The organism is Mucilaginibacter terrenus (genome assembly GCF_003432065.1).
Classification (GTDB): Bacteria; Bacteroidota; Bacteroidia; order Sphingobacteriales; family Sphingobacteriaceae; genus Mucilaginibacter; species Mucilaginibacter terrenus.
On the sequence record NZ_QWDE01000002.1, the window covers coordinates 551370 to 573832 of the forward strand.

Consider the following 22463-nt stretch of genomic DNA (forward strand, 5'->3'; position numbering starts at 1 on the left):
ATAAAAACGCTTATTGTTTAAAATATTGCAGCATTGGCTGCTTAAATATTCCTCTGTAAATATAGGGGCAACCCTTATTGACCATTTATCTAATTCCGTTAAAAATTTATATCCTATTGTACTAAACTTTTACTTTTAACAAGCTGGCATTGATCGCTACGACAACGGTACTGACAGTCATTAAAACTGCACCTGCTGCGGGGCTTAGTACAATACCCTGATTGTAAAGTACACCGGCAGCCAATGGTAAAGCAATTACATTATAGCCGGTGGCCCATGCCAGGTTCTGGACCATCTTCCGGTAAGTCGCTTTGCCAAACAAGATCAAACTGGCAATATCCTTAGGATTACTGTTCACCAAAACAATTCCTGCGGTTTCTGCGGCGATATCGCTTCCCGATCCTACCGCGATTCCAATATCCGCCTGGGCAAGTGCAGGCGCATCATTCACACCATCGCCGGTCATCGCTACAAATTCACCTTTTCCCTGTAATTCTTTTATCTTCTCCAGCTTCTGATGCGGTAGCACTTCGGCGATAAAACTATCCATGCCCAAAGTTTTACTCACGCTGGCGGCTACTTTATTATTGTCCCCTGTAAGCAGGATAGATTTGATATTTTCATCTTTTAAGGTTTTGATAGCTTCCGCTGATTCGGGACGGATCTTATCTGATAAAGCGATATATCCGGCCAGTTTATTGTAGATCAGTACAAATACGACCGTTTCCGAATCATTGGCAGTAAATCCATCCGGCATAGTGAACTTGTGTTCTTTTAAATAGCCCGGACTAACCACCCTGATTTTTTTACCTGCTACCGTAGCCTCAACGCCCTGACCAGTGATGGCTTTAAAGTTTTCTGCCTTCGGAATAGTGATCTTTAAATCCTTTACTTTTTGCAAGATACCGGTAGCGATAGGGTGTTCTGAGTTTTGTTCAAGTGCCGATGCTAAACGGATAAGCTCTTTTTCGTCCACTCCTTTATCCAACAGCACAATCTTTGATACTTCAAATTTACCAACAGTAAGCGTACCGGTCTTATCGAACACAATGGTGGTGATCTTGCGGGAGTTTTCAAATGCCGTCCTGTTCTTGATCAGTAAGCCATGTTTCGCCGACAACGCAGTTGATTTGGCAACCACTAAGGGCACCGCCAGCCCTAACGCATGGGGACAGCAAATTACAATAACAGTCACCATTCGCTCCATCGCGAAAGCTAAAGTTTGGCCGGTTAAATACCAGTAAAGAAAAGTACCGATACCGGTTACCAAGGCGATCACGGTTAGCCATTTGGCTGCAGTATCGGCTAATAGCTGCGTTTGTGATTTTGACTTTTGCGCATCATCTACCAGTTTAACCACCTGCGATAGATAGGAATCTTTGGCCGCATGGGACACCGTAACTTTAAAGGAGCCATTGCCGTTGATAGAACCGGCAATAACTTTATCACCCTTTACTTTTTGTACCGACTTGGATTCCCCGGTCAGCATGGATTCATTCAAATAACTTTCACCCTCAAGTATAATTCCGTCGGCCGCAACTTTTTCTCCCGGCTTTATCAAAATAACATCTTTCTCCTTTAAGGTATCGGTTTTTACATCATGAATTTGATCGCCCATGACCATGTGCGCATCGGCGGGCATCAATTGAACCAATAGCTCCAGTTCATTTGACGCGCCCATCACCGAACGCATTTCTATCCAGTGCCCTAAAAGCATGATCAGGATCAGCGTAGCCAGTTCCCAAAAGAAATCCATGCCCTTTAGTCCAAATACTGTGGCCGCGCTGTAGGCATAGGCTACGGTGATGGCAAATCCGATCAGGGTCATCATACCTGGATTTTTAGCCTTCATTTCGCTCATCCAGCCGCTTAGAAATGGCCAGCCGCCATAAACAAAAACCACAGAAGCCAAAGCAAAAAGCAGGTAGGATGAACCACTGAAGTTAATGTCCAGGTGCAGCCATTGCTGAATTTGCATAGACAACATCATGACCGGAATAGTTAGTGCCAGCACCACGTAAAAACGCTTTTTAAAATCAGCGATCATCACGGCGTGGTGGTCATGCTCCGACATCCCCATGTGCGCATTGCTACCATGTTTTATTTTGCTGTGATCCATAACATCATCGTTATGAGCCACATGTTTACCGGCAGGCATTTTATGCCCTCCCATAGTATGATGTTCGTGTTGATTTTTCATAGCTGTAAAGTTTTAATAAGTAAATGTTAATCCACCGCCTAAACCCATATCGCTATCGTAATGCGTTGACAAGGAAAAGTATTTAGTAACGATGTATCTTAAACCTGCCGCGTATTCCTTATCGGTATTGACCATGATATTAAAGCGTAAACGACTTGAAACCGGTATATCATCCCTCCCTAACTGGAAGCGCAGTTTGCCATTGCCATCTATACGGGCATCAGCGACAAACAGCATCGGCAGTGTATAAGCCAAACCGGCTACGACCGTGTGGCGGTTTTCCTTATTGCTTACTTGGCCGAAAAGATTTTTAGCATCACTGCCAAAGATATTTTTTTCATCAGGATTAAATTTCTTGTAATGGTAATCAAAGCCCACATAAGGAAACAGCCATTGCATCCGGCCGATATAACGCCCGATCATGGTTTCACTTTCATAGCCCATCATGGCATCGGTGCCTAAATGCCACATCGTGCTGGCTTTCCAGCGGGTATTGGCCAACATGATCTGCCCGTCACTTCCATTGCTTTCCAGTCCGATCTTGCCCATCAGATGTGGCATTTGATCGTCGCGATTCAACATGCGCCGCGCCAGTTTAGGATCGGGTATTTCTGGATTTGGAGGCGAGTTTTCATAACTGAATACCCTACCCATTCCGCTCATCATGTGGTATAAAATATGGCAATGGAAAAACCAGTCGCCACCAACTTCGGAAGCATTGAACTCAATGGTGTCTCGCTCCATCGGCATAATGTCGACAACGTTCTTCATTGGCGCGTTTTCACCCTGCCCATTAATTACCCTGAAATCGTGCCCATGCAGGTGCATCGGGTGGCGCATCATGCTGTTATTGTAGAGGATGATTCGTAGATTTTCTCCTTTTTTGATTAGTATCCTATCCGATTCTGATACCGTTTTGTTGTCCAGTGTCCAAACATAACGGTTCATGTTTCCGGTTAGATCGAATTTTAATTCCCTCATCGGGCCTTTGGGTAGCGTAGTATTGTGAGGGTCACGGAGCATCCCGTAATTGAGCGTTACTATATCCGAATTGTCAGGTGCCATATTCATGCCTGCCATGCTTTTGTCATTCGGCATCTGCATACCCGGCATGGCTGTTTTTTTATCATCTGCTTGGTACTTGTCCGCACCGGTTATTTCCGGGTACATCACGGTATTCATGTCCATTGTTTGGTTCTGCATCGCCATGCCTTCCATCGGTACCATATTGCCGTTCATGTCCATCATCTCATTCATCATCTTCATGCCCGCGAAATATTTCAGTTTTGGCATTTTTTCGGCGGATACTTTCTGACCTTTCCCCAACCAAAGCGAGGCAGATTTGGTTCGATCTTCCGGGGCGACTAAAAACTCATAGCTTTTATTATCCGGAATAGTTACTACCACATCGTAAGTTTCGGATGGCGCGATGATCAGCCTATCAACTTCAACAGGTTCTACATCATTACCATCAGTTGCCACCACAGTGACTTTACCACCGGCATATTTGAGCCAGAAGTAGGTAGTAGCGCCGCCATTGGCGATACGCAGCCTTACTTTATCCCCGGCTTTATACTGGGGCTGTTCGTTTTGGTTTTTACCGTTGATCAGGAACTTATCGTAGTAAACATCGCTCACATCCATCGCGTTCATCCGCTTCCACTCATTCGCTACTTTGGTTTTAAAATGGCCTGATTTGATCGCCTCCAAATAGCTTTGTGTGGTGCCTTTTTGTATGGCGAACCAGTCGGATGCCGCGTGTAAACTGCGATCAACCTCTTTGGGGTTCATGTTTGTCCACTCACTGAGCACCACTGGCAAGGTCGGGATATTCCATTCCTTCCGCTTATTCATGATAAAAGCTCCGTACATGCCTATTTGTTCCTGCAAACCAGTGTGGCTATGATACCAATGGGTTCCATGCTGTTTGATTGGGAATTTATATAAATGGGTTTCACCCGGCATGATCGGCATCTGTGTTAAATTAGGTACGCCATCGTAACGGTTGGGTAAATAAAGTCCGTGCCAGTGCAGGGATGTTTCTTCCTTCAATTTATTATGCACGTAGATCTCGGCGGTATCGCCTTCGGTAAAAGTCAGGGTCGGCATGGGAATACTGCCGTTAACCGCGATAGCTCTTTTTGGTTTCCCGCCATAATTGACAACGGTATCTGCAATGTAAAGATCATAACGAACAGTGCGTGGCGGAACATTATTGATAAGTGTTTTAATCGGGCCTAACTTTGCTTTTGCACTTTTGATAGCATTGGTCGACTCCTTAACATCACTCATTTTCATTCCCTCCATTTTCATTGCATCCATATCGTTCTTGCTTGTAACGGTGTCTTTCATCGGAATTTTCATACCGGCTGACTTTTTTGGGGCTACTTTAGGTTTTTCTTTAATCAATTTCATCCCGCACTTGGGGCAGTTACCAGGCTTGGAATCATGAATTTCCGGGTGCATGGGGCAAGTATAGGTGACCGGCTGTTGCTTTTGCATAGCCGCCATATTTTGCATATAGGTTTGGGCAAACGTGATTTGCTTTAGACAGATCATCATCGCTACGAATACTATTTTTCTCATATAAAATAAACCACGATTTATTACACTGCCTTAGTGTAATAAATCGTTAATATTTAAATTGTTAATTTATTTATTCAGGGTTTCGGTAACCTTCCCGCAGGTCAGCATCTGGCTGCCGTAATATGGGTTTTTGATACCGGCTTCAGCCGACAACCAATAACTCTTTTTCATCGGGCAATATGCGTAATAAACCGGCTGCCCGGTCAATTTTACAGCTTTGGCCAGTTTGAAGAAGTTGACCGAAAAATTAGCAAAATGCTCCCTTTGATGAGCAATATCTCTGCTCTCTGAAATATGTCTCGCATCAAAAGCCAGCTTTTCCTGCAAATCCATAAACACAGTCATGTCGGAAGCTGGAAGCGATTTCATATCTACGCCTTTAACGGCTTTTAAAAATTCACCTGCATGGGTAGCAGCATCAGCACTGTTTGATTTGATCAAAGCGTCTTTGACGTCGTAATAAGAAGTAAGTAAGGGAGTTAGCGCAGTTGATTTAGTGTCTTGCGCAAAAAGTAATTGAGTAGAAACAGTTGCCATTACGGCAACTAATAAAAATATCTTTTTCATGATGATCTGATAATATGTTAAACAATAATTTTAGCCATGGCAAAGCCATACTCATTCATTGAATAATTTAAATCAAACCTGGAAACTTTGGATAATGATCCGGATACCGGGCGTAGGAGGCCGCTGTCGCTCATCAATTAAGGATCGATGAACTGTTTGCACAACGGGGATTGAAATGGATGTATAAAAATAGGGGGACTGAACAATAACTGCATCTACCGAAACCGAAACTTTTACCGGTTGAGGCACCAATTTGGCCAAGGAAGCAAAGTTATTAACCGCATCCTGGCAGCAAGGATCTACCTGAACGACAACAGTAAGTGACGGCTGGTCTTGTTGAATTAGTTTGGCTTGATGTTCTGCAACTTCCTCACAGCAGTCATCTTCTTTCTGAAGCGCACAACGCAATCCTACCGCGGAATTTAGCAGGAATGTGAATAAAAGTAATAGTGCTTTGATCTTCATCTTCAATTACAAACTTAAGGAATTTGCCTAAAAAGGTTTTACATAATTCCGTTTAAAATTTATAGCCATTATTTATTCATCCGGGCCAAAATTCTTTTCATTTGAGCAATCTCTTTCTCCTGAGCTGCAATTATCCCGTCGGCAAGTTTTCTTACTTCCGGATCTCTAATATTTGCGTTTTTACTGGTCATAATAGCAATGGAATGATGCGGTATCATCCCTTTCATGTATTGCACATCACCAACAAAGGTCTGAGTTCGTACGCCAATGAGTGAAAAAACAAACACCGCTGTACTTGATAAAATGATGATCAAATTTAGCTTACGATTTTTATACATCATCCGCATCATCGCCAACATCAATAAGGCCATGGCAGCAACCATCATTAACGTCATATAAAGCCGGGTCATACTTAGATAGATATGATCTGCCTGGTCAACATTCAAAAACATCACGCCATACATGATGATAAACGAACATAACAGCGTCAAAACAAATGTTTTGTAGTTTCCTTTTTCCATGGTTAACGTTTTAGTTTTTAACTAAAGGGAAATACTTTTTGTTTGATTTTGCTTAAATTTTGTCGATGGGCTTCCGTTCACCCTGCTTTAAAGCTTTGAACTGGCTCGGCGTTATACCGGAGATCGCCTTGAATTGCGCGGATAAATGTGAACTGCTGCTGTAACCCATTTTCCAGGTGATCTCGTTTAAATTCAGTTCACCGTATTCCAGCAATTCTTTTACTTTTTCGATCTTTTGCTGAATAATAAATTTTTCAATGGTGGTATCTTCCGCATCGGAGAACATACGGCTGAGGTAGGCATAATCCTTATTCAACCCCTCAGACAGGTATTGCGAAAAATTCAGGTGGGTATCTGAAAGGTCGGTATAATGTATCTTTTCAATGATCAGGGTCTTTATCCGTTCAACCATCTGGTCTTTTTCATTGTCAAGCAACTCAAAGCCCAATAATTTAAACTGCGAGGAGATCAGGCGCAGTTGTTCATTGTCGGGCCCGGGCTGAACATCAGCGCTGCCCAAATTGACCACACCAACGTTCAATCCCATGTTCTCCAACTGTTGCCTGACTACCATGATGCAGCGGTCACAAACCATATTTTTAATATGCAGGATCATATGTTTATTTAACAAAAATACGGTTAAATTTCCTCAGCGTTATAACCGTTGATTTTTAGTGCGCTGATAACGTCATTGGCAGTTAATCCATTATCCGATTTGACTGTAAGTATCTTATCCGGGTTGGTGGTGTCTACTTCCCATTTGGCTATACCTTCCAGATTATCTAAAGCCGGGGTTACGGTTGCAATACAGCCACCGCATTTGATATTTGTTTTGAATTTTAAAGTTTCCATATTTATTGATTTTAATAATTAAAGATTAAGTTTTGTAAATTTCAGCCGCAGGCTATTACTGACCACCGATACAGAGCTTAAAGCCATTGCCGCACCGGCGATCATGGGGTTCAGCAAGAAACCATTGACGGGATATAATATACCGGCGGCAATAGGTATGCCGATCAGGTTATATATAAATGCCCAAAAGAGGTTTTGCTTTATCGTGCGCACGGTTAGTTTGGAAAGCCTTAATGCCTTGGGTACCTGTTGAAGGTCTGACGAAACCAGGGTGATCTTGGCTACGTCCATTGCTATATCGGAACCTTTGCCCATCGCTATACTTACGTCAGCTTGTGCTAAGGCCTGGCTGTCATTGATGCCGTCACCGATCATAGCTACAATTTTACCTTCACCCTGTAGTTTTTTAATAAAGTCCGCTTTATCTGATGGCATAGTGTCGGCCTGAAAATGGTCAATCCCCGCTTCTTTGGCAATTGCCGCTGCGGTTTGCGCGTTATCGCCGGTCAACATATAAACGGCAATCCCCTGTCTTTTTAACTGGCTTACGGCTACTGCTGAGCCTGTTTTGATTGGGTCGGCTATGGCTGCAATGGCTAATACTTGCGTTTGATCGGCAAAGTAAATCACCGTTTTTGCCTGGTTTAAATAGGTGCTGACAGGCGCCTTTAACTCTTCCGGTACGGATATGTTTCTTTCCCCGATCAGTTTATGGCTTCCGGCAAAGTAATGCCGGTCCTCGAAATTCGCTTCGACGCCCCGCCCGGTTAAACTATTAAAAGAATTTACTTTTACTGAAACGTTTTTGCAGGGTTTAAGGTGGGCTACGATTGCCTCAGCCAAAGGATGTTCAGATTGCTGTTCCATCGCTAAAAATAATCCCTGTAATTGACCTTGATCATTTGGAAGGGACTTTGCCCAAAGCAGATCAGTAACTACGGGCTTCCCCTGTGTTATCGTGCCGGTTTTATCCAATACGACTGCGTTAACGCTATGTCCTAATTCCAATCCTTCCGCATCTTTAATTAAAATGCCGTTTTCGGCTCCTTTGCCAATACCCACCATAATGGCGGTTGGAGTAGCCAAACCCAAAGAACAGGGACAGGCAATCACCAGTACCGTAACCAGCGCCAGTAAGCCTTGTGTTAAGGCATGTTGCCCGCCAAATACCAGCCAGGCACCCAAGCTTAATAAAGCGATCAGCATGACGATAGGAACAAAAATGCCTGCGATCTTATCCACCAATTTTTGGACGGGTGCCTTAGAGCCTTGCGCATCCTGCACCAATTGAATGATCTGGGCCAGCAAGGTTTCGCCGCCAACTTTTTCTGCCGTAAACCGGAAACTTCCCTTTTGGTTTAAGGTACCGGTAAAAACAGAATCGCCTGCTTTTTTCTCTACAGCGACAGGCTCCCCTGTGATCATGCTTTCATCCACAAAAGAGTTACCTTCATCAACTATGCCGTCAACCGGGATCTTTTCACCTGGCCGAACCAACAGGCGGTCGCCGATCTGCACATCTGCAATAGCTGTTTCTTTTTCACCTACTGCAGTGATAAGCAACACTGTTTTTGGTTGCAGGCCGATCAGTTTTCTAATGGCGGATGAGGTATTGGATTTAGCCTTTTCTTCTAATAATTTCCCCAGCATAATAAAAACGATCACGACCGAAGCCGCCTCGTAATAAACATGCGGTTGCAAGCCCCGGCGATGCCAGAACTCAGGGAACAAAGTATTGAATACGCTGAATACAAAGGCGATGCCGGTACTCATGGCGACCAGTGTATCCATATTCGTACGGCCATGCCTGGCCTGCTTCCAGGCGTTGATAAAAAAGTTTTTGCCCGCTATAAAAAGTACCGGGGCGGTTAATGCCATCATGATATAATTGGCATAAGGCATGTCCATAAAGACCATCCCGATCAGTACCACTGGAATAGTTAAAATAATGGCCCAGGTCATATTTCGCTTCAACTGCCGGTAATGAGTTTGCTGCGCTTCCGCTTGTTTTTCTTTGCCATTAACTGTATCGATGATGAGGTCATAGCCGATTGATTGAACGGATTGTTGTAAACCGGAAGCCTGAATAATTTCGGGATGAAAGGCAACTTTAACGGATTGCGTAGCATAGTTCACCTCGGCCTTTTCAACGCCCTTTTGGGTGCCGATCATCGATTCTACACTGGATGCGCAGGCGGCGCAGGTCATACCGGTAACTGGGAACGTAAGAGTTTGTAATTGTATTGCTGCCATGTCTTTTGTTTAACAGCACAAATTTATACTGGGTTCAGGTTTTGAATTTTACAGGATTCTGCCTAAAATTTACAGAATACCGTATAATTCATTCCAACAAATCTTGAAATAATTTCCTATTATTGAATATTAGTTGATAGTATCACTTAATGTCTAAACACACGATTTCAACCTTTACGTTATGGACAATTATTTCCTTGTTAAAAAACCTTACGCCGTAAATGAGAAAAAACGCTCCGCGTTAATTGAGTTTGTTAATAAAGGACTGCGTTTCATGCAAACGGGCTACCAGGTAAAGCAGCTCGATACCAATATAGATATGAATACGCCCGAGCAGCGGATCAACTATTACCACTTGCTGGATTCGGTCATTTTTAACGGGGTTCCCGGTGACGTGGTAGAATTGGGGTGTTTCACCGGACAATGTGCGCTCATTTTTCAAAAGGTGATCGAGTTAAATGCCTCTGATAAGCAATTGCACCTTTACGATAGCTTTTTCGCCTCCTTCAAGGTCAAGGGAAGTGTTGAAGAAGAACTAAAGGCCAATTTTAACAAGGCGAAGCTAAAACAGCCGATTGTGCATAAGGGGGATTTTAAAACAACCCTGCCGGATGAATTGCCCGCTGAAATAGCGTTTGTGCACATCGACTGCGGTTTCGGCGGTGATAAAATCGAGCACAAGGCTGTGATGCTGCATTGTTTTGAAAGCATCTATCCCCGTATGCCGAAAAATTCGGTTTGTATCATGATGGATTATTTTGATGCTTCCACCGGAGTTGAAGGCCTCGATATTAACCCCGGTGTTAAAATGGCGTATGATGAATTTTTTGCGGATAAACCGGAAAAAATTGTTTGTCTTTGGGGTAACCAATATAACCATGCTTATTTTCGCAAGGTTTAGTTTTTAAATTTTTCGGAACCTGATCTGGTTGTTCTGTTCCCATACGAAAAGATTGCCGGTCGCGCTCAACTGCACCGCTTTCACATAGCCGCCGGTCCCGACCATCCTTGGTGTTTTTTGAGGGAAAGCGATCACATTCAGCGTATCACCTGTTTGATAAGTAATCAGTGGATTTTGTCCGTTACCGGCAATACTACAGGTCCTTCCCCTGGCCAGATAGGTTTCCGGCTTGCCGGGAGTTGCATAATAAATATTGCCTTTCCGTTGCCATACTGTCTGTACCGCGCTGGCCGGACTGATCCGCAGTCCCCCGCCATCCATCGGGCAGCCGTTCAGTTTCCAGGTATCCATGCCCATCTTTTCCGCTGCCCCGAAGGTTCGCCCCATGTCGGACGAACGGCTTACATACAGGTCGCGCGAACCGTTCAGCCAGTTGCGGAACATGATAGCAACCGAAGAACCCTGCACTGCTATGCTGGGTTTACAGCACTCACAAACGTGCTGGTCGGGTGATTGGTAGGCCATAGTATTTTTAATCCATTTGGCATTACTGCCTGATAAGGATGAAAAATAGATCTGGTTATGATTGCCGGTGCGGATGTCCAGCCATGCCGCATAAAAATGATCCTGATCGTCAGCGGCAATACTCATTAATCCCTCGGGAGCTGACCCACGCTGATCGTTGAGGATGCCCATGCTCTTCCAAATACCGGTAGCATGAGCAAGGCGATACCAGTGGATATTGCCGAATTTATCCATAGCGGTGATCACAGAAAAGCTTTTTGAACTTGCCAGTTGTGGGCCCCTGGCCATACCTAAGTGCATTTCGGGTAATTTGGCAACGAGTGCCGGGTTGCTGAACGATACGCCATGATCTGTTGAGGCAACACAAAATATCTGATCGGCAGATCCGAATATTACCCTAATTATCCCTTTGGTATCTATACTTACTTGTGGTTGCTGTCCCTCACCGATCAAATTCCGGTCGTCTGACAGTGAACTTAACGTTAGTAACATTGTAAGTGATAGTACAAAAAAACCTATTCCTCTCATTTTACTAATATATAAATTTTGGAAAGTTACTATATCAGACCTTAACGATGTAAATCAAAGTTAAGTGCCGGGGACAGAAATGTTTCCGTGTTTTTAACACCAAAGAATAACGATAATGCTTAAAAAGAACATACAGAAGGAACGCCTGCAGGGTTGCAGGTTTTGTTAGATCAGGAATTAGAGGCGAATGCGTTTTGCAAGCTTGTCTAAATCCTATAAGCAAGGTTATTGATTGGATAGGTTCAGCTAAACGGGATGATACCCGGAAAGTGAGACCCGATAAAGCGATGATCATGTTACTTAATAAACAGTAAACGCTTAAGACTTAATTTTAGTTTGCTTTTTCATTAAGAATAGCGCTATTCCTAAAAGCAGCATAGAGATCAGCCCGCCGTATAAAAAATCTTTACCGGCATAACGGCTGCCCAAAAATCCGGCTATCGGATAAGCGATGGCCCACCATAAATGAGAAAAAGCAAAATGCGAACCATAAACTTTGCCCTGTTCGTTTTCGGCAATGTTTTCACCGATCAACGTTTCCGAAGGCATTTCCGCCAGGCTTTGCCCTAAACCCGCAAAAAGCCACAATATCAACATCACGGGATATGCTACGAAATTCGTAATGGAAATAGTGACCGACAATACCAGGGCACCGGCTATCAAAGATAAACGCCGGGACTTCGTTTTATCCAGGCTACCGGCGACAAATGCAGCTATACTGGCACCGATACCAAATGCAGCCATCACCCAGCCATAATGCTTATCATCTAAATGAAATGCGCTTTTAATGTGACCGACGGTATTGACCAGTATCTGCGCACCGGCTATGGCGGAGACAAATTCGATAAAGAGTGCGAACCGGATCAACGGACTTTTAAATAATAGTTTAACCCCTTTGACCGCGTCATGCCAGGCCGTAAAAGTTTTTTCATTTTTCTTTACAGCATGTTGTAATTTATTAGTGGGAAGCAGCAATATCAAAACAGCGGCCAGCACAAAGGACGCCGCATCGATAAAAAAGATCTGCCTTGCGCCGAACCACACAGCCAGTATCCCGGCTAAACCCGGCCCTAAGACACCTAATATTTGAAAAGTTGCCGTAGACAAGCCTACCGCCTGCCTGTAGTGCGCATGGTCTACCACCTGCGGTATTACAGCGCGGTAAGTGGGCGTAAAAAAGGCATTAAATATGTTGAGCAAAAAGACAAGCGCATAGATCTGCCATTCCTGGGTAACAAAAGGCAAACAGGCGACAATCGCCATTCGGATAAAATGAGTAGTATATAAAATGGTTTTACGGCTCACACGATCAGCAAGCACACCGGCAAAAGGAGAAAAGAGAATGAATGCGGTAACCCGAAGGGTCAAAGCCGTTGCTAAAATAATGGCCGAACGCTCCCGGCCAAACTGGTAGGATAACAAGGCCAGGCCAACCCAGGTAAAAGCGTCCCCCAGCAGGCTGATAGATTCTGCGAAATATAATAAAGAGAAAAGACGGTTCTTTAAGACCTGAAAGGAATCTTTTAATGCGTTGAAGAATGATACTGACGCTGCCTTTTTATTCATTATTCTAATAAGATATGCATCTGATCTGCCTAAGTAAATTCCGATCAGCTTCCTGCCAATGGGTAACCTTTAGCAACCCAATTGGTTTGCAGGTTGACAGGCAGGTTTAATAATTCAACATGTGTAAACCCCATTTTTTTCATTTCCAGGAAAGCGGGCCTGATGTTAGGACATTTGCTAAACGGGCAGCAACCGCAATAAACCACGATGACCGTGTTTTTAGGCAGCGCGGCAACGGTCTTTCTCAGCAACTTCATATTTTCATCTTTGCTAACCGCGCCGATGTGTTTGGCTCCTTTTATATCTTCGACCGCGCCGATATTTAATATCATTGGCCATTTAGCCGGGGGCTCCTTTAAGTTAGCGGCTAAAACGGCAGGCGCTATTAACTCACTGTCCTTCCAGGGATAATTATTCAGGATAGATGGCACTGCTACGGGGGATGTTTGCGCTGTAGTTTCGGAAGGCCATAACCCGGCAATGAGCAGGCTGCAAATTGTTATTAGTATTTTATTTTTCATTTGATGATAATAATATAGACCTTTAAACTGTAAATATGTGGTTAATCCATGAAAGATAGTCAAAAAGCGCACTGGGATGATGTTTATACCAACAAAACTCCCGATCAGGTTAGCTGGACGCAAGCTGTCCCGCGAACATCCCTGGATTTCATTCACGGGTTTCAGTTATCTAAAAATGCCAGCATCATTGACATTGGTGGTGGGGACAGTAACCTGGTGGATTTTCTTTTACAGGAGGGCTTTGTCAATATCACCGTGCTGGACATATCAGCCGCCGCCATACAAAAAGCCAAAGCCAGGTTAGGTGCTAAAAGCGAACTGGTTAAATGGGTGGTATCTGACATTACCGAATTTAAAACGAATGAGCATTTTGACTTATGGCATGATCGGGCGACTTTTCATTTCCTGACCAGTAAAAGCCAGATCGCAGCTTACCTGCAAATCGCGGGCAGGGCGATCAATAATTATATGGTGGTTGGCACCTTTTCTGAAAACGGCCCGGATAAATGCAGCGGCCTGCCGATCAAACAATATACGGAAGTCCAATTGCAAAGCCAGTTAAAAAAAGATTTTGAAAAGATCCGGTGTATCAGTGAAGACCATATCACCCCCTTTCAAACCAGGCAAAACTTCCTGTTCTGTAGTTTTAAAAAGCAAAGTATCAATTAAACATCAAATCACCGTTATCAGCGCATCGTTGCCCGGCACCTTTAGCCAGCCGATAGGTGCTAAACTGTGTCCAAGGCTTTGTAGTTTTGCTTCAAAAGCCGCCGCACCTTCTTCGGCAACGGCTACCAGCAGGCCGCCACTTGTTTGCGGGTCGGCCAGTATATATTGCTGTTCTGCGGTTAGCGGCCCTATCTTACTCCCATAACTGCTCCAATTACGGCCGGTACCACCTGGAAAGCATTTTTGTTCGAGGTAACCTGCTAAAGAAGGGATCACCGCCACTTTATCAAATTCGATCACTGCCGACAAGCCGCTGCCTTCACACATTTCAGAAAGGTGCCCCAGCAAACCAAAACCGGTTACATCCGTCATGGCCTTTACATCATCCATCTTCCCGAATACTTCGCCCAGCTTGTTTAATGTGGTCATACTCTTTAGTGCAATAGCTGCATCTTCCGGTAATAATACGCCTCTTTTTTGAGCCGTTGACAAAATGCCAACTCCTAAAGCTTTGGTAAGATATAATTTACAACCGGGGGTTGCCGTGGAGTTTTGCTTCAATTGCGGGATATTAACGACACCGTTTACTGACAGGCCGAATACCGGCTCGGGGCAATCAATGCTATGGCCACCTGCTAAGGTAATACCGGCTTCGGCGCAGACGGCCCGGGAACCTTCTAAAACTTTTTGAGCTACTTCAGGTGGAAGTTTATCAATCGGCCATCCTAAAATAGCAATCGCTAAAACCGGTTTACCGCCCATCGCATAAACATCGCTGATGGCATTAGCAGAAGCGATACGCCCGAAATCGTACGCATCATCAACAATCGGCATAAAAAAGTCGGTAGTAGAGATCAAAGCGGTGCCGTTCCCAAGGTCTAACACTGCAGCATCGTCCCTTTTATCATTGCCAACCAGCAAATTCGGATCGGTAACCGAGGCGATATTACTATGCAGTATTTTATCTAAAATGGCAGGGCTGATCTTACAGCCACAACCCGCGCCGTGGGAATATTGAGTAAGTTTTATTGATGTCGTATCCATTATTTAGCTGGCGCGTTGATTGTGAAATTTAATACATTATTAGCCTGTGTGGCTATATCTGTATCATCAAGCTCAAGTGATGATACTTTGGAAATATCCCTTTTGCTCAAACCGGTCCGGTAGGTTTTATCATAATAGACCAACACGATTTTTACGAAATCTTTTATACGCCCCTCCATAATGGCCTCTATAGCGTATTTGGTTTGCTCCGGGCCAAGCCGTTTTCGGATACGTTCCGTGGATTCCATCAGAAAATCCTTATCTAAAGACCCGTATTCAGCAGCCAGGGAATTAACACGTCGCTGTACATCCACTTTAATATCAATTATCGCTGCATCCCGCATCTGATGCCAGAACGGGTTGGGTATAGACCGTTTACCAATAGTAAGGCTTTCATCTTCCACCCATACCTTTTTCTTTTTATCAATGTCTTTTAATTTCCCGGCCAGGTTGTTTTCAAACTGCTCCTGAGTAGGCTGTATCAGCTTATTCATACTGCCATAAGATGAACCCTGGTGTTGTGCAAGGTCTTCCAGGTCAATTACCTGCTCCCCTGTAACGCTAAGTTGTTGCAATAATTTTGTTTTACCTGATCCGGTCATGCCTCCAAGTATCTGAATCTTGTAGGGCTGTTCAAATTGCTGATGCACCCAGCCCCTATATTTTTTGTAGCCACCTTGTATCAAAAATACTTCAAAGCCGTACAAACCGAGTGCCCATGCCATAGCCCCGCTGCGCATACCACCACGCCAGCAGTGAACACCTATTCTTTTGTCAGGTGCAATAATCAAAGCTTCCTTAATAAAGGAAGACCATTTAGAACCGGTTAAGTCAAAGCCCAACAGTATTGCTTCTTCACGCCCGACCTGCTTGTAAGTCGTGCCTACCCTGACCCGATCTTCATTACTGAACAACGGCACGTTGAATGCGCCCGGCACATGGCCCTGTTCATACTCCGCCGGTGTACGAACATCGATCAAAGGAACGATGTCATGGAGATGCAGGAAATCATTGATTAAAATCGGCTTGGTCATTTAGGCAAAGATACATTACAATTCAAATAACGTTACTTGCTATCCTCAGATAGCAAGTAACGTTTATTTTTAAGACAGGACGGAGCTTAAAAAGTATCCTGGCATTTAAGCTAATAGACATAGCCAAGTGCGTTACGTTCTACGAAAATAAAATGTGCTTCAGGGCATGCCATCAGGACAATAGCTTTGCTAATATAGTTCGCGGAGAGGTTAAAATCCATCTTTGGGCATCCTGCGATAGATCGTGGCAGTTCAGGTCATGGTGGATATTCTTGCCGGCCATACCCGTATGGAATGGTTTCTTGCGAGGACAGCCTGGTGACGGATCGAAGTTTCTGATATGGAGGCTTTATCTGATATGGAGGCTTTATACTGTATGCAGACCACCGAAATTTTCCGGCACCTGACTCTATCGCTACCTCATTAAGTTCTATGAGATGATCCGGTGATCTATCTGCAGCAACTGCGTCCGTCCTGAACAGGCGGACATTTAACAGAACCATAACTGCAAAAAACACAACAATCGCCCGCTAAAGGCTTGAGCCTGGTTTTACAATTATCGCACTCATAAAAATATGTACAGGCATTTAACGGCATTTGTTCCTGCTTTTCAAACCCACACTGCGGGCAGGTAATCAAAGTGCTATTTAAGATACTATTAACCATTAAAATATTATTTAACCAGCTTAATTAAACTACGGGCTGACGTGGCATATAAATGATTATACATGCGCCGATCAGTGCGATGCCCGCGCCGATCATATCCCAGCGATCAGGTTTAAACCCATCCACTTTCCAGGCCCACAGGAGTGCAAGTACAATAAATACCCCGCCATATGTTGCATAAACACGGCCAAAATTGGCTGTTTGCCAGGTAGCTACAATGCCGTAAAAGGCTAAAATCACAGCACCTGCCAAGCCGTACCAATAGGGTTTGTCTTCCTTAAGCCATTGCCAGATAAGGTAACCGCCGCCGATCTCGAATATGCCGGCCAAAATAAATAGCAGTAAAGATTTAATGACTTTCATGGTAATGGCGATAAAAACCAAATATACTTATTCCCGCTGTGATGTTAAATGATGATCAGATGTGCTACGGATCATTTACGACCATTTTGATAAACCAGTAAGCGGAGGCCATTGAAAACCACCAACAACGTAGAGCCCTCGTGGCCTATTACCGCCGGGCCGATACCGGTTATGCCTAAAATAGTTACCGGTATTAATACAGCAACCATCCCCAGGCTTACAACCAGGTTTTGCTTGATGATCCTGCGGGATTGACGGCTTAAACCGATAGCAAACGGCAGGTTATCTAACCGGTCAGCCATTAACGCGATGTCAGCGGTTTCTAAAGCCACATCTGAACCTGCCGCACCCATAGCGATACCGACGGTGCTTTTAGCCATGGCGGGTGCGTCATTTACACCGTCACCGATCATAGCTACTTTCTTCTCCCTTTTGATCAGGTCCTGAATGGCCTTTACCTTTTGTTCCGGCAGTAAACCACCCATCGCATCGGTAATACCGATCTGTTTGGCCACGGCTTCGGCTACCTGCTGGTTGTCGCCCGTCAGCATGATCATGCGCTTTATGCCCAGATCTTTTAATTCCTTTAACGTCTTTTTAGCCTCCTTGCGGGGTACATCCATTAAGGCGATCAAACCGATGATTTCCCCTTCCTGTTCCACCAACATCGTTGTGTTGCCTTCCTTTTCCAGTTTTTCCACTTGTGTATGCACCTCATCAGCCAATTTTTTGAACAGGCTGCGGTTGCCGATAACGATCTTTTTGTTGCCTACTGTGGCTTTCACACCATGGCCGGTAACGGCCTGCAGGTTCTTGGCCGATGGAATATCCTTTTGCTTTAATCTTTCCAGGCCTCCTTTAACAATGGCTGCCGCTAAGGGGTGGTCACTTAATTTCTCAACGGCAATGGCGATCTCTAACACCTCATCTTCCGATAATTTAGCTAATGCCACTACACCTGTTAACTGGGGCTTGCCTTCTGTAAGTGTTCCGGTTTTATCGAACGCGATGGCAGTAATGCCACCCAGTTCTTCCAATGGACCGCCACCTTTGATCAATACGCCGCTTCTTGCGGCCCTGGCAATCGCGCTTAAAACAGCACTCGGGGTGGATATGGCCAATGCACAAGGACTTGCAGCGACCAGAACCGCCATAGCCCGGTAGAAACTTTTGCTGAAAGGTTCATCAATAACCAGGAATGCAAGTAGTAACAGCCCAACCAATGCCAACACCGCAGGTACATAATACTTCTGCAGCTTATCGGTAAATAATTGTGTAGGTGACTTCTGCGCTTCCGTGTCATTGACCAGCTTAACAAGTCGCGATAAAGTGGAATCAGCTGCCAGCTTGGTTACTTTTATCTCCAGTACCTGGCTGCCGTTGATCGTTCCGGCAAAGACTTTGTTCTCGGCTTTCAGCGTTTTATCATCATGATCCTTATCCGGGTCAACTACCGGGGATTTATCCACCGGCACACTTTCACCGGTGATGGGCGCCTGGTTCACACTACTTTCACCTTTGATGACCGCGCCGTCAGCAGAAATTTTGCTGTTGGGCTTAACGATGATGATATCGCCCAGCACCAGTTCTTCAATAGGTACCTCTGTTTCTTTGCCATCCCGGCGTACGATAGCTGTTTTGGGAGCCAGGTCGGCGAGCGCTGCAATGGACTTGGTCGCTTTACCCATCGCATAATGTTCGAGGGAGTGCCCGAAGCTGAACAGGAATAAAAGCAGCGCGCCCTCTGCCCACTGGCCCAGGCAGGCCGCGCCGACAGCCGCGACCAGCATTAAAAAGTCAATCTCGAATTTGCCCGTGCTGATAGCCTCGTAAGCTTCTTTCGTCGTGTAAAATCCACCAAAGAAATAGCCAATACCATAAAGTATGGTACTGGTAATCGGGGGAAGGGTGTGCACAAAAGACAATCCAAAACCCAGGGCAAGAAATAACCCGGACAACGCGGCAAAGTTCAGTTCGGTGTTTTTGCCGAACATGCCCCCGTGGTCATGGTCGTGGCCCGCCTCTTTTTCATCATGCTGATGTGCCTTTTCTTCTTTTTCTTTACTCGTAGAGATATCAACGCGGGGTTGTCCTTTAGTATTCTTTTTTGGTGCTTCCTTTTTCATTGTATGATGGGCTAGTGGGATGTATATTTTCAAACAAATTTAAGCCGGTTAGGGCTGCAACTGTATTGCAATCTTTTTACCGGCAGTTATTTTTCAGTGATCATTTCATAATCAGTCTCGCAATATCGTTGTAGACCACAAATAGGGATAACAGGCCTAACAGGATAAATCCAGCCATCTGGCTATATTCGATTACAACCGCTTTCAGTGGTTTGCCGCGAAAGGCTTCAATTGCTAAAAGCAGGACTTGCCCGCCGTCTAAAACGGGTACCGGCATCAGGTTAATAAAAGCAAGCGCTGTTGATAAAACCGCGATCAACCCCCAAAATCTTTTCCAGTCCGTGGCTTCGCCAAAAAGAAGAGCGATACCTACCGGCCCGGTAAGCGCATCAGCCGCTTTCACCCTGCCTTGAATAATGTCTTTAACGCCACGCGCATTTTCAGAAAACACCGACCAGGTGCGGCCTGCGCCGAAGGATACAGATTGCGGTAAAGTGGCCTGAACTGGCTTTGTTTCGGGCGGATGTACCGCTTCCAACGAAAACCCGATATGTCCGTCCTTATCTCGATGCGCTTCTACCTGGCTGGTCTTGCCGTCATGGACAACCGTCAGCAATAAAGGTTTGTCTTTATTTTCCCGAAGCTTTACCATGAACTCTTCATAGTAGTTTACCGGCTTTCCGTTAACCGCGGTGATCTTATCGCTTTTACTGAATCCGGCGGCTTTAAGGTCGCTGTTGGAATAAATGGAGTCGATCTTAAATGGTGTTCCTATCTTAAAAAACGCTGTAGGCGCTTTATCAGCGAGCAACCTGATCGTGGCAGGTGAAACATTGAGATGCAAATGAATACGCTCTTTTCCTTTCGAGCGCACCACCGTGAGCAGTGTATTCCCCTTCAAAATCCGGGTGCTCGTTAATTCATCCTGGTAATAAAGCGAATCTTCATTCACCTCTATAATCCGGTCACCGGGCAATAACCCGGCTTTTTTGCCAACGTCAGCAGGAATGATCCCAAAATCAGCTTTGATCTTCTGCATGTAACCACTTCCATATTTAACGGAAAGCGATGAAAAGATCAGTATAGCAACAGCCATGTTCATAATAACCCCTCCGGACATAACAACCAGGCGCTGCCAGGCCCGTTTGGTATAAAAACCATCACGGTCATCACCCTTCGTATTTGCACCTTCTGTATCTTCAAATACACCAGCCATTTTGATATACCCTCCCAAGGGAAGCCAGCCTATTCCATACAGGGTGCCTTTATAAGAAAATTTAAACAGGCTGAATCCCCAGGCATCGAAAAACAGGTAGAATTTCTCTACCCGTATCCCGAAAGCTTTAGCAGCCAGGAAATGCCCCAGTTCATGGACCACGACCAATAGCGACAGGCTTAATAAGAATTGTCCCGTAATGAGCAAAATGTGCATGTTAACAATTTAATTCATCAGTAATTTAACCTGTTCTATCAGGCATATGTCCTTTTGCATTCCGCGCAAACCCCTTTCACCAGCAGGCTGGTTTCCTCTCTTTCGTATCCTGCCGGAAGCCTTACCTCCGGTATCTGTGTTTTGGGTAAACAATGTGTTTCTTCGCAAACCGTGCAATAGAAATGTACGTGCAGGTCATGGTGCCCTTCTACCGTACAGGATGGCTGGCATAAGGCAAACTTGGTAATACCTGTTCCGTCATCTATCCGGTGGACCAAACCATGTTCTTCAAAAGTTTTAATACTCCTGTACAAGGTTACCCGGTCTGTTTTATCCAGGTTTAATTCAATATCCGTAAGACTGACCGCGTTTTCCTGTTTCACCAAAAAATCCAGCACAACGAGCCGCATAGCCGTCGGTTTGATCTGTTTTTCAATAAGCTGACTTTCCAGTTCTTTCATCACCTATTCTTCCTCCCCGGTATTCACCATTTTAGCCAGGACAAAGAATGTTTTTTTGATCACGATAATAGAACCCGGTTTCAGGTTCTTTACCGGCGTTATCTCGGTAAACCCGATATCGGAAACTCCCTTAGCTACCGGTACACGCTCAAAAAGCGTTTCTTTGGCGTCCTGTTTTTTTACCATAAAAATATAATCCTGCCCGCCGTTGCTCACGATAGCTTCTGAGGGCACTGCCGGTAAAACAGCATTACCGATACTGATAATGGCCGTTACATTCATACCTTCGATCAAACCTGTTTTATCGCCCATTACCACCGCATGAACAGGGATCGTTTTAGACTGGCTGGCAAAAGCTGTCCCGATAGAATAAATCTTTGCGTCGTACTCCTTACCCGCGCTGTTGGTGAGCGTAAAGTGGATGCGCTGCCCGGCCTTTACCTTCGGCAAATCTTTTTCAAATACAAAAAGATCGAGGTGCAGCTGCGAATTGTTAACGATCTGCGCAATGGGTGTGGACGCATCCACGTTGGAACCAATCTGTGCCGACACTTCGCTTACCGTACCGCTGATGGGGGCGACCACCGAGATACTGGTCACCAAACGACCGCTGTTCGTAGCAGATTGCGAGATCCCCATAGCCGACAGCTGCAATTGCTGTGACCGCTTGGTAGATTTTAATGCCGCCAGTTCGGCTTCGGCTTTCTGTAAGTTCTTTAGCGGTGCGGCATTGCCCGCCACCAGTTCTTTCTGGCGCTCATATTCCTGCTGCGCCAGTGTTAATTGGGCCTGGGTGGTTTGCGAAGCTTGTTGTAACTGAGCAATATCAGGATTTAATATGGTGGCGATAACCTGCCCTTTATTTACATAGTTTCCGGGCTGTACCGTCAGGGTTTTGATAGTGCCGTTGGTAACTGAAGTTACCAACGCCTTATTCTGATTAGGTACGGACAATAGCCCGTTGGCCTTAATGGCCGTAGCCAGGTTCTTCATTTCTATCTTACCCAATTCAATGCCGGCTGTTTTAATTTGGGCTGTAGTAAGGCTCACTGTATTTGCCTGTGCTGGAGCAGCTTCTTTTTCCGTATCAGCTTCTTTGGGCTTTTCCTGCTGCGTACAGGACGCAACCATTCCTGCCATAAGCATCAGGTATATATAGGGTTTAAATATGAGTTTCATGGGA

At 44.9% G+C, this 22463-nt stretch carries 21 protein-coding genes; 2 read left to right on the forward strand and 19 right to left on the reverse strand.

The features are described 5' to 3' along the window. Window positions 1-121 precede the first annotated feature (121 nt). The 8 genes from DYU05_RS13150 to DYU05_RS13185 all read right to left on the reverse strand — a co-directional run bounded on the left by DYU05_RS13150 (window position 122) and on the right by DYU05_RS13185 (window position 9444). The gene (locus tag DYU05_RS13150; RefSeq protein ID WP_117383566.1) at window positions 122-2200 is read right to left on the reverse strand and encodes a copper-translocating P-type ATPase; all 2079 of its coding nucleotides are present in this window, start codon (window positions 2198-2200) and stop codon (window positions 122-124) included. Window positions 2201-2212: 12 nt separating this feature from the next. Next, complete coding sequence (locus DYU05_RS13155; protein WP_235854018.1) at window positions 2213-4762, reverse strand: multicopper oxidase domain-containing protein; 2550 nt, start codon at window positions 4760-4762, stop codon at window positions 2213-2215. 90 nt (window positions 4763-4852) lie between these two features. Further along, complete coding sequence (locus DYU05_RS13160) at window positions 4853-5353, reverse strand: DUF3347 domain-containing protein (RefSeq protein ID WP_117383568.1); 501 nt, start codon at window positions 5351-5353, stop codon at window positions 4853-4855. Window positions 5354-5425: 72 nt separating this feature from the next. Continuing rightward, on the reverse strand, window positions 5426-5818 hold the full coding sequence (locus DYU05_RS13165) for a hypothetical protein (RefSeq protein ID WP_117383569.1): 393 nt from the start codon (window positions 5816-5818) through the stop codon (window positions 5426-5428). 68 nt (window positions 5819-5886) lie between these two features. Beyond that, window positions 5887-6339 carry a DUF305 domain-containing protein gene (locus DYU05_RS13170; RefSeq protein ID WP_117383570.1) on the reverse strand — a complete coding sequence of 151 codons (453 nt, stop codon included), beginning with the start codon at window positions 6337-6339 and terminating at the stop codon, window positions 5887-5889. A gap of 52 nt (window positions 6340-6391) precedes the next feature. Continuing rightward, window positions 6392-6913 carry a helix-turn-helix domain-containing protein gene (locus tag DYU05_RS13175; RefSeq protein WP_235854019.1) on the reverse strand — a complete coding sequence of 174 codons (522 nt, stop codon included), beginning with the start codon at window positions 6911-6913 and terminating at the stop codon, window positions 6392-6394. A 65-nt stretch (window positions 6914-6978) separates the two neighbouring features. Next, window positions 6979-7191, reverse strand: a complete 213-nt coding sequence (locus DYU05_RS13180) for a heavy-metal-associated domain-containing protein (protein ID WP_117383572.1) — start codon at window positions 7189-7191, stop codon at window positions 6979-6981. Window positions 7192-7209: 18 nt separating this feature from the next. Beyond that, window positions 7210-9444 carry a heavy metal translocating P-type ATPase gene (locus DYU05_RS13185; protein ID WP_117383573.1) on the reverse strand — a complete coding sequence of 745 codons (2235 nt, stop codon included), beginning with the start codon at window positions 9442-9444 and terminating at the stop codon, window positions 7210-7212. Window positions 9445-9763: 319 nt separating this feature from the next. Between DYU05_RS13185 and DYU05_RS13190 the strand changes: the two genes are divergently transcribed. Beyond that, window positions 9764-10345 carry a TylF/MycF/NovP-related O-methyltransferase gene (locus tag DYU05_RS13190; RefSeq protein ID WP_165852073.1) on the forward strand — a complete coding sequence of 194 codons (582 nt, stop codon included), beginning with the start codon at window positions 9764-9766 and terminating at the stop codon, window positions 10343-10345. Window positions 10346-10348: 3 nt separating this feature from the next. Here DYU05_RS13190 and DYU05_RS13195 read toward each other — a convergent pair whose 3' ends face one another. From DYU05_RS13195 to DYU05_RS13205, 3 genes are all read right to left on the reverse strand, one after another. Continuing rightward, window positions 10349-11398: a hypothetical protein gene (locus DYU05_RS13195; protein WP_133300229.1), complete on the reverse strand. Its 1050-nt coding sequence runs from the start codon at window positions 11396-11398 to the stop codon at window positions 10349-10351. 318 nt (window positions 11399-11716) lie between these two features. Beyond that, window positions 11717-12964, reverse strand: coding sequence for an MFS transporter (locus tag DYU05_RS13200; RefSeq protein WP_117383576.1), 1248 nt, complete (start codon window positions 12962-12964; stop codon window positions 11717-11719). Between the two features lie 44 nt (window positions 12965-13008). Continuing rightward, a complete protein-coding gene (locus DYU05_RS13205) occupies window positions 13009-13485 on the reverse strand; it encodes a rhodanese-like domain-containing protein (RefSeq protein WP_117383577.1) in 477 nt (158 codons plus the stop codon). A 48-nt stretch (window positions 13486-13533) separates the two neighbouring features. Between DYU05_RS13205 and DYU05_RS13210 the strand changes: the two genes are divergently transcribed. Continuing rightward, a complete protein-coding gene (locus DYU05_RS13210) occupies window positions 13534-14154 on the forward strand; it encodes a class I SAM-dependent methyltransferase (protein ID WP_117383578.1) in 621 nt (206 codons plus the stop codon). Window positions 14155-14157: 3 nt separating this feature from the next. Here DYU05_RS13210 and selD read toward each other — a convergent pair whose 3' ends face one another. The 8 genes from selD to DYU05_RS13250 form a co-directional block, all read right to left on the reverse strand. Further along, complete coding sequence (gene selD / locus DYU05_RS13215) at window positions 14158-15198, reverse strand: selenide, water dikinase SelD (protein ID WP_117383579.1); 1041 nt, start codon at window positions 15196-15198, stop codon at window positions 14158-14160. After that, a complete protein-coding gene (gene mnmH / locus DYU05_RS13220) occupies window positions 15198-16232 on the reverse strand; it encodes a tRNA 2-selenouridine(34) synthase MnmH (RefSeq protein WP_117383580.1) in 1035 nt (344 codons plus the stop codon). The genes selD and mnmH overlap by 1 nt, the downstream gene beginning before the upstream one ends. Window positions 16233-16682: 450 nt before the next feature. Further along, window positions 16683-16898, reverse strand: coding sequence for a GDCCVxC domain-containing (seleno)protein (locus DYU05_RS21465; RefSeq protein WP_117383581.1), 216 nt, complete (start codon window positions 16896-16898; stop codon window positions 16683-16685). 24 nt (window positions 16899-16922) lie between these two features. Continuing rightward, window positions 16923-17261: a YnfA family protein gene (locus DYU05_RS13230; protein ID WP_117383582.1), complete on the reverse strand. Its 339-nt coding sequence runs from the start codon at window positions 17259-17261 to the stop codon at window positions 16923-16925. Window positions 17262-17332: 71 nt separating this feature from the next. Beyond that, complete coding sequence (locus tag DYU05_RS13235) at window positions 17333-19387, reverse strand: heavy metal translocating P-type ATPase (protein WP_117383583.1); 2055 nt, start codon at window positions 19385-19387, stop codon at window positions 17333-17335. 100 nt (window positions 19388-19487) lie between these two features. Beyond that, on the reverse strand, window positions 19488-20819 hold the full coding sequence (gene rseP / locus DYU05_RS13240; protein WP_117383584.1) for an RIP metalloprotease RseP: 1332 nt from the start codon (window positions 20817-20819) through the stop codon (window positions 19488-19490). A 38-nt stretch (window positions 20820-20857) separates the two neighbouring features. Then, on the reverse strand, window positions 20858-21280 hold the full coding sequence (locus DYU05_RS13245) for a Fur family transcriptional regulator (RefSeq protein ID WP_117383585.1): 423 nt from the start codon (window positions 21278-21280) through the stop codon (window positions 20858-20860). A 3-nt stretch (window positions 21281-21283) separates the two neighbouring features. Beyond that, complete coding sequence (locus DYU05_RS13250) at window positions 21284-22459, reverse strand: efflux RND transporter periplasmic adaptor subunit (RefSeq protein WP_117383586.1); 1176 nt, start codon at window positions 22457-22459, stop codon at window positions 21284-21286. Window positions 22460-22463 lie beyond the last annotated feature (4 nt).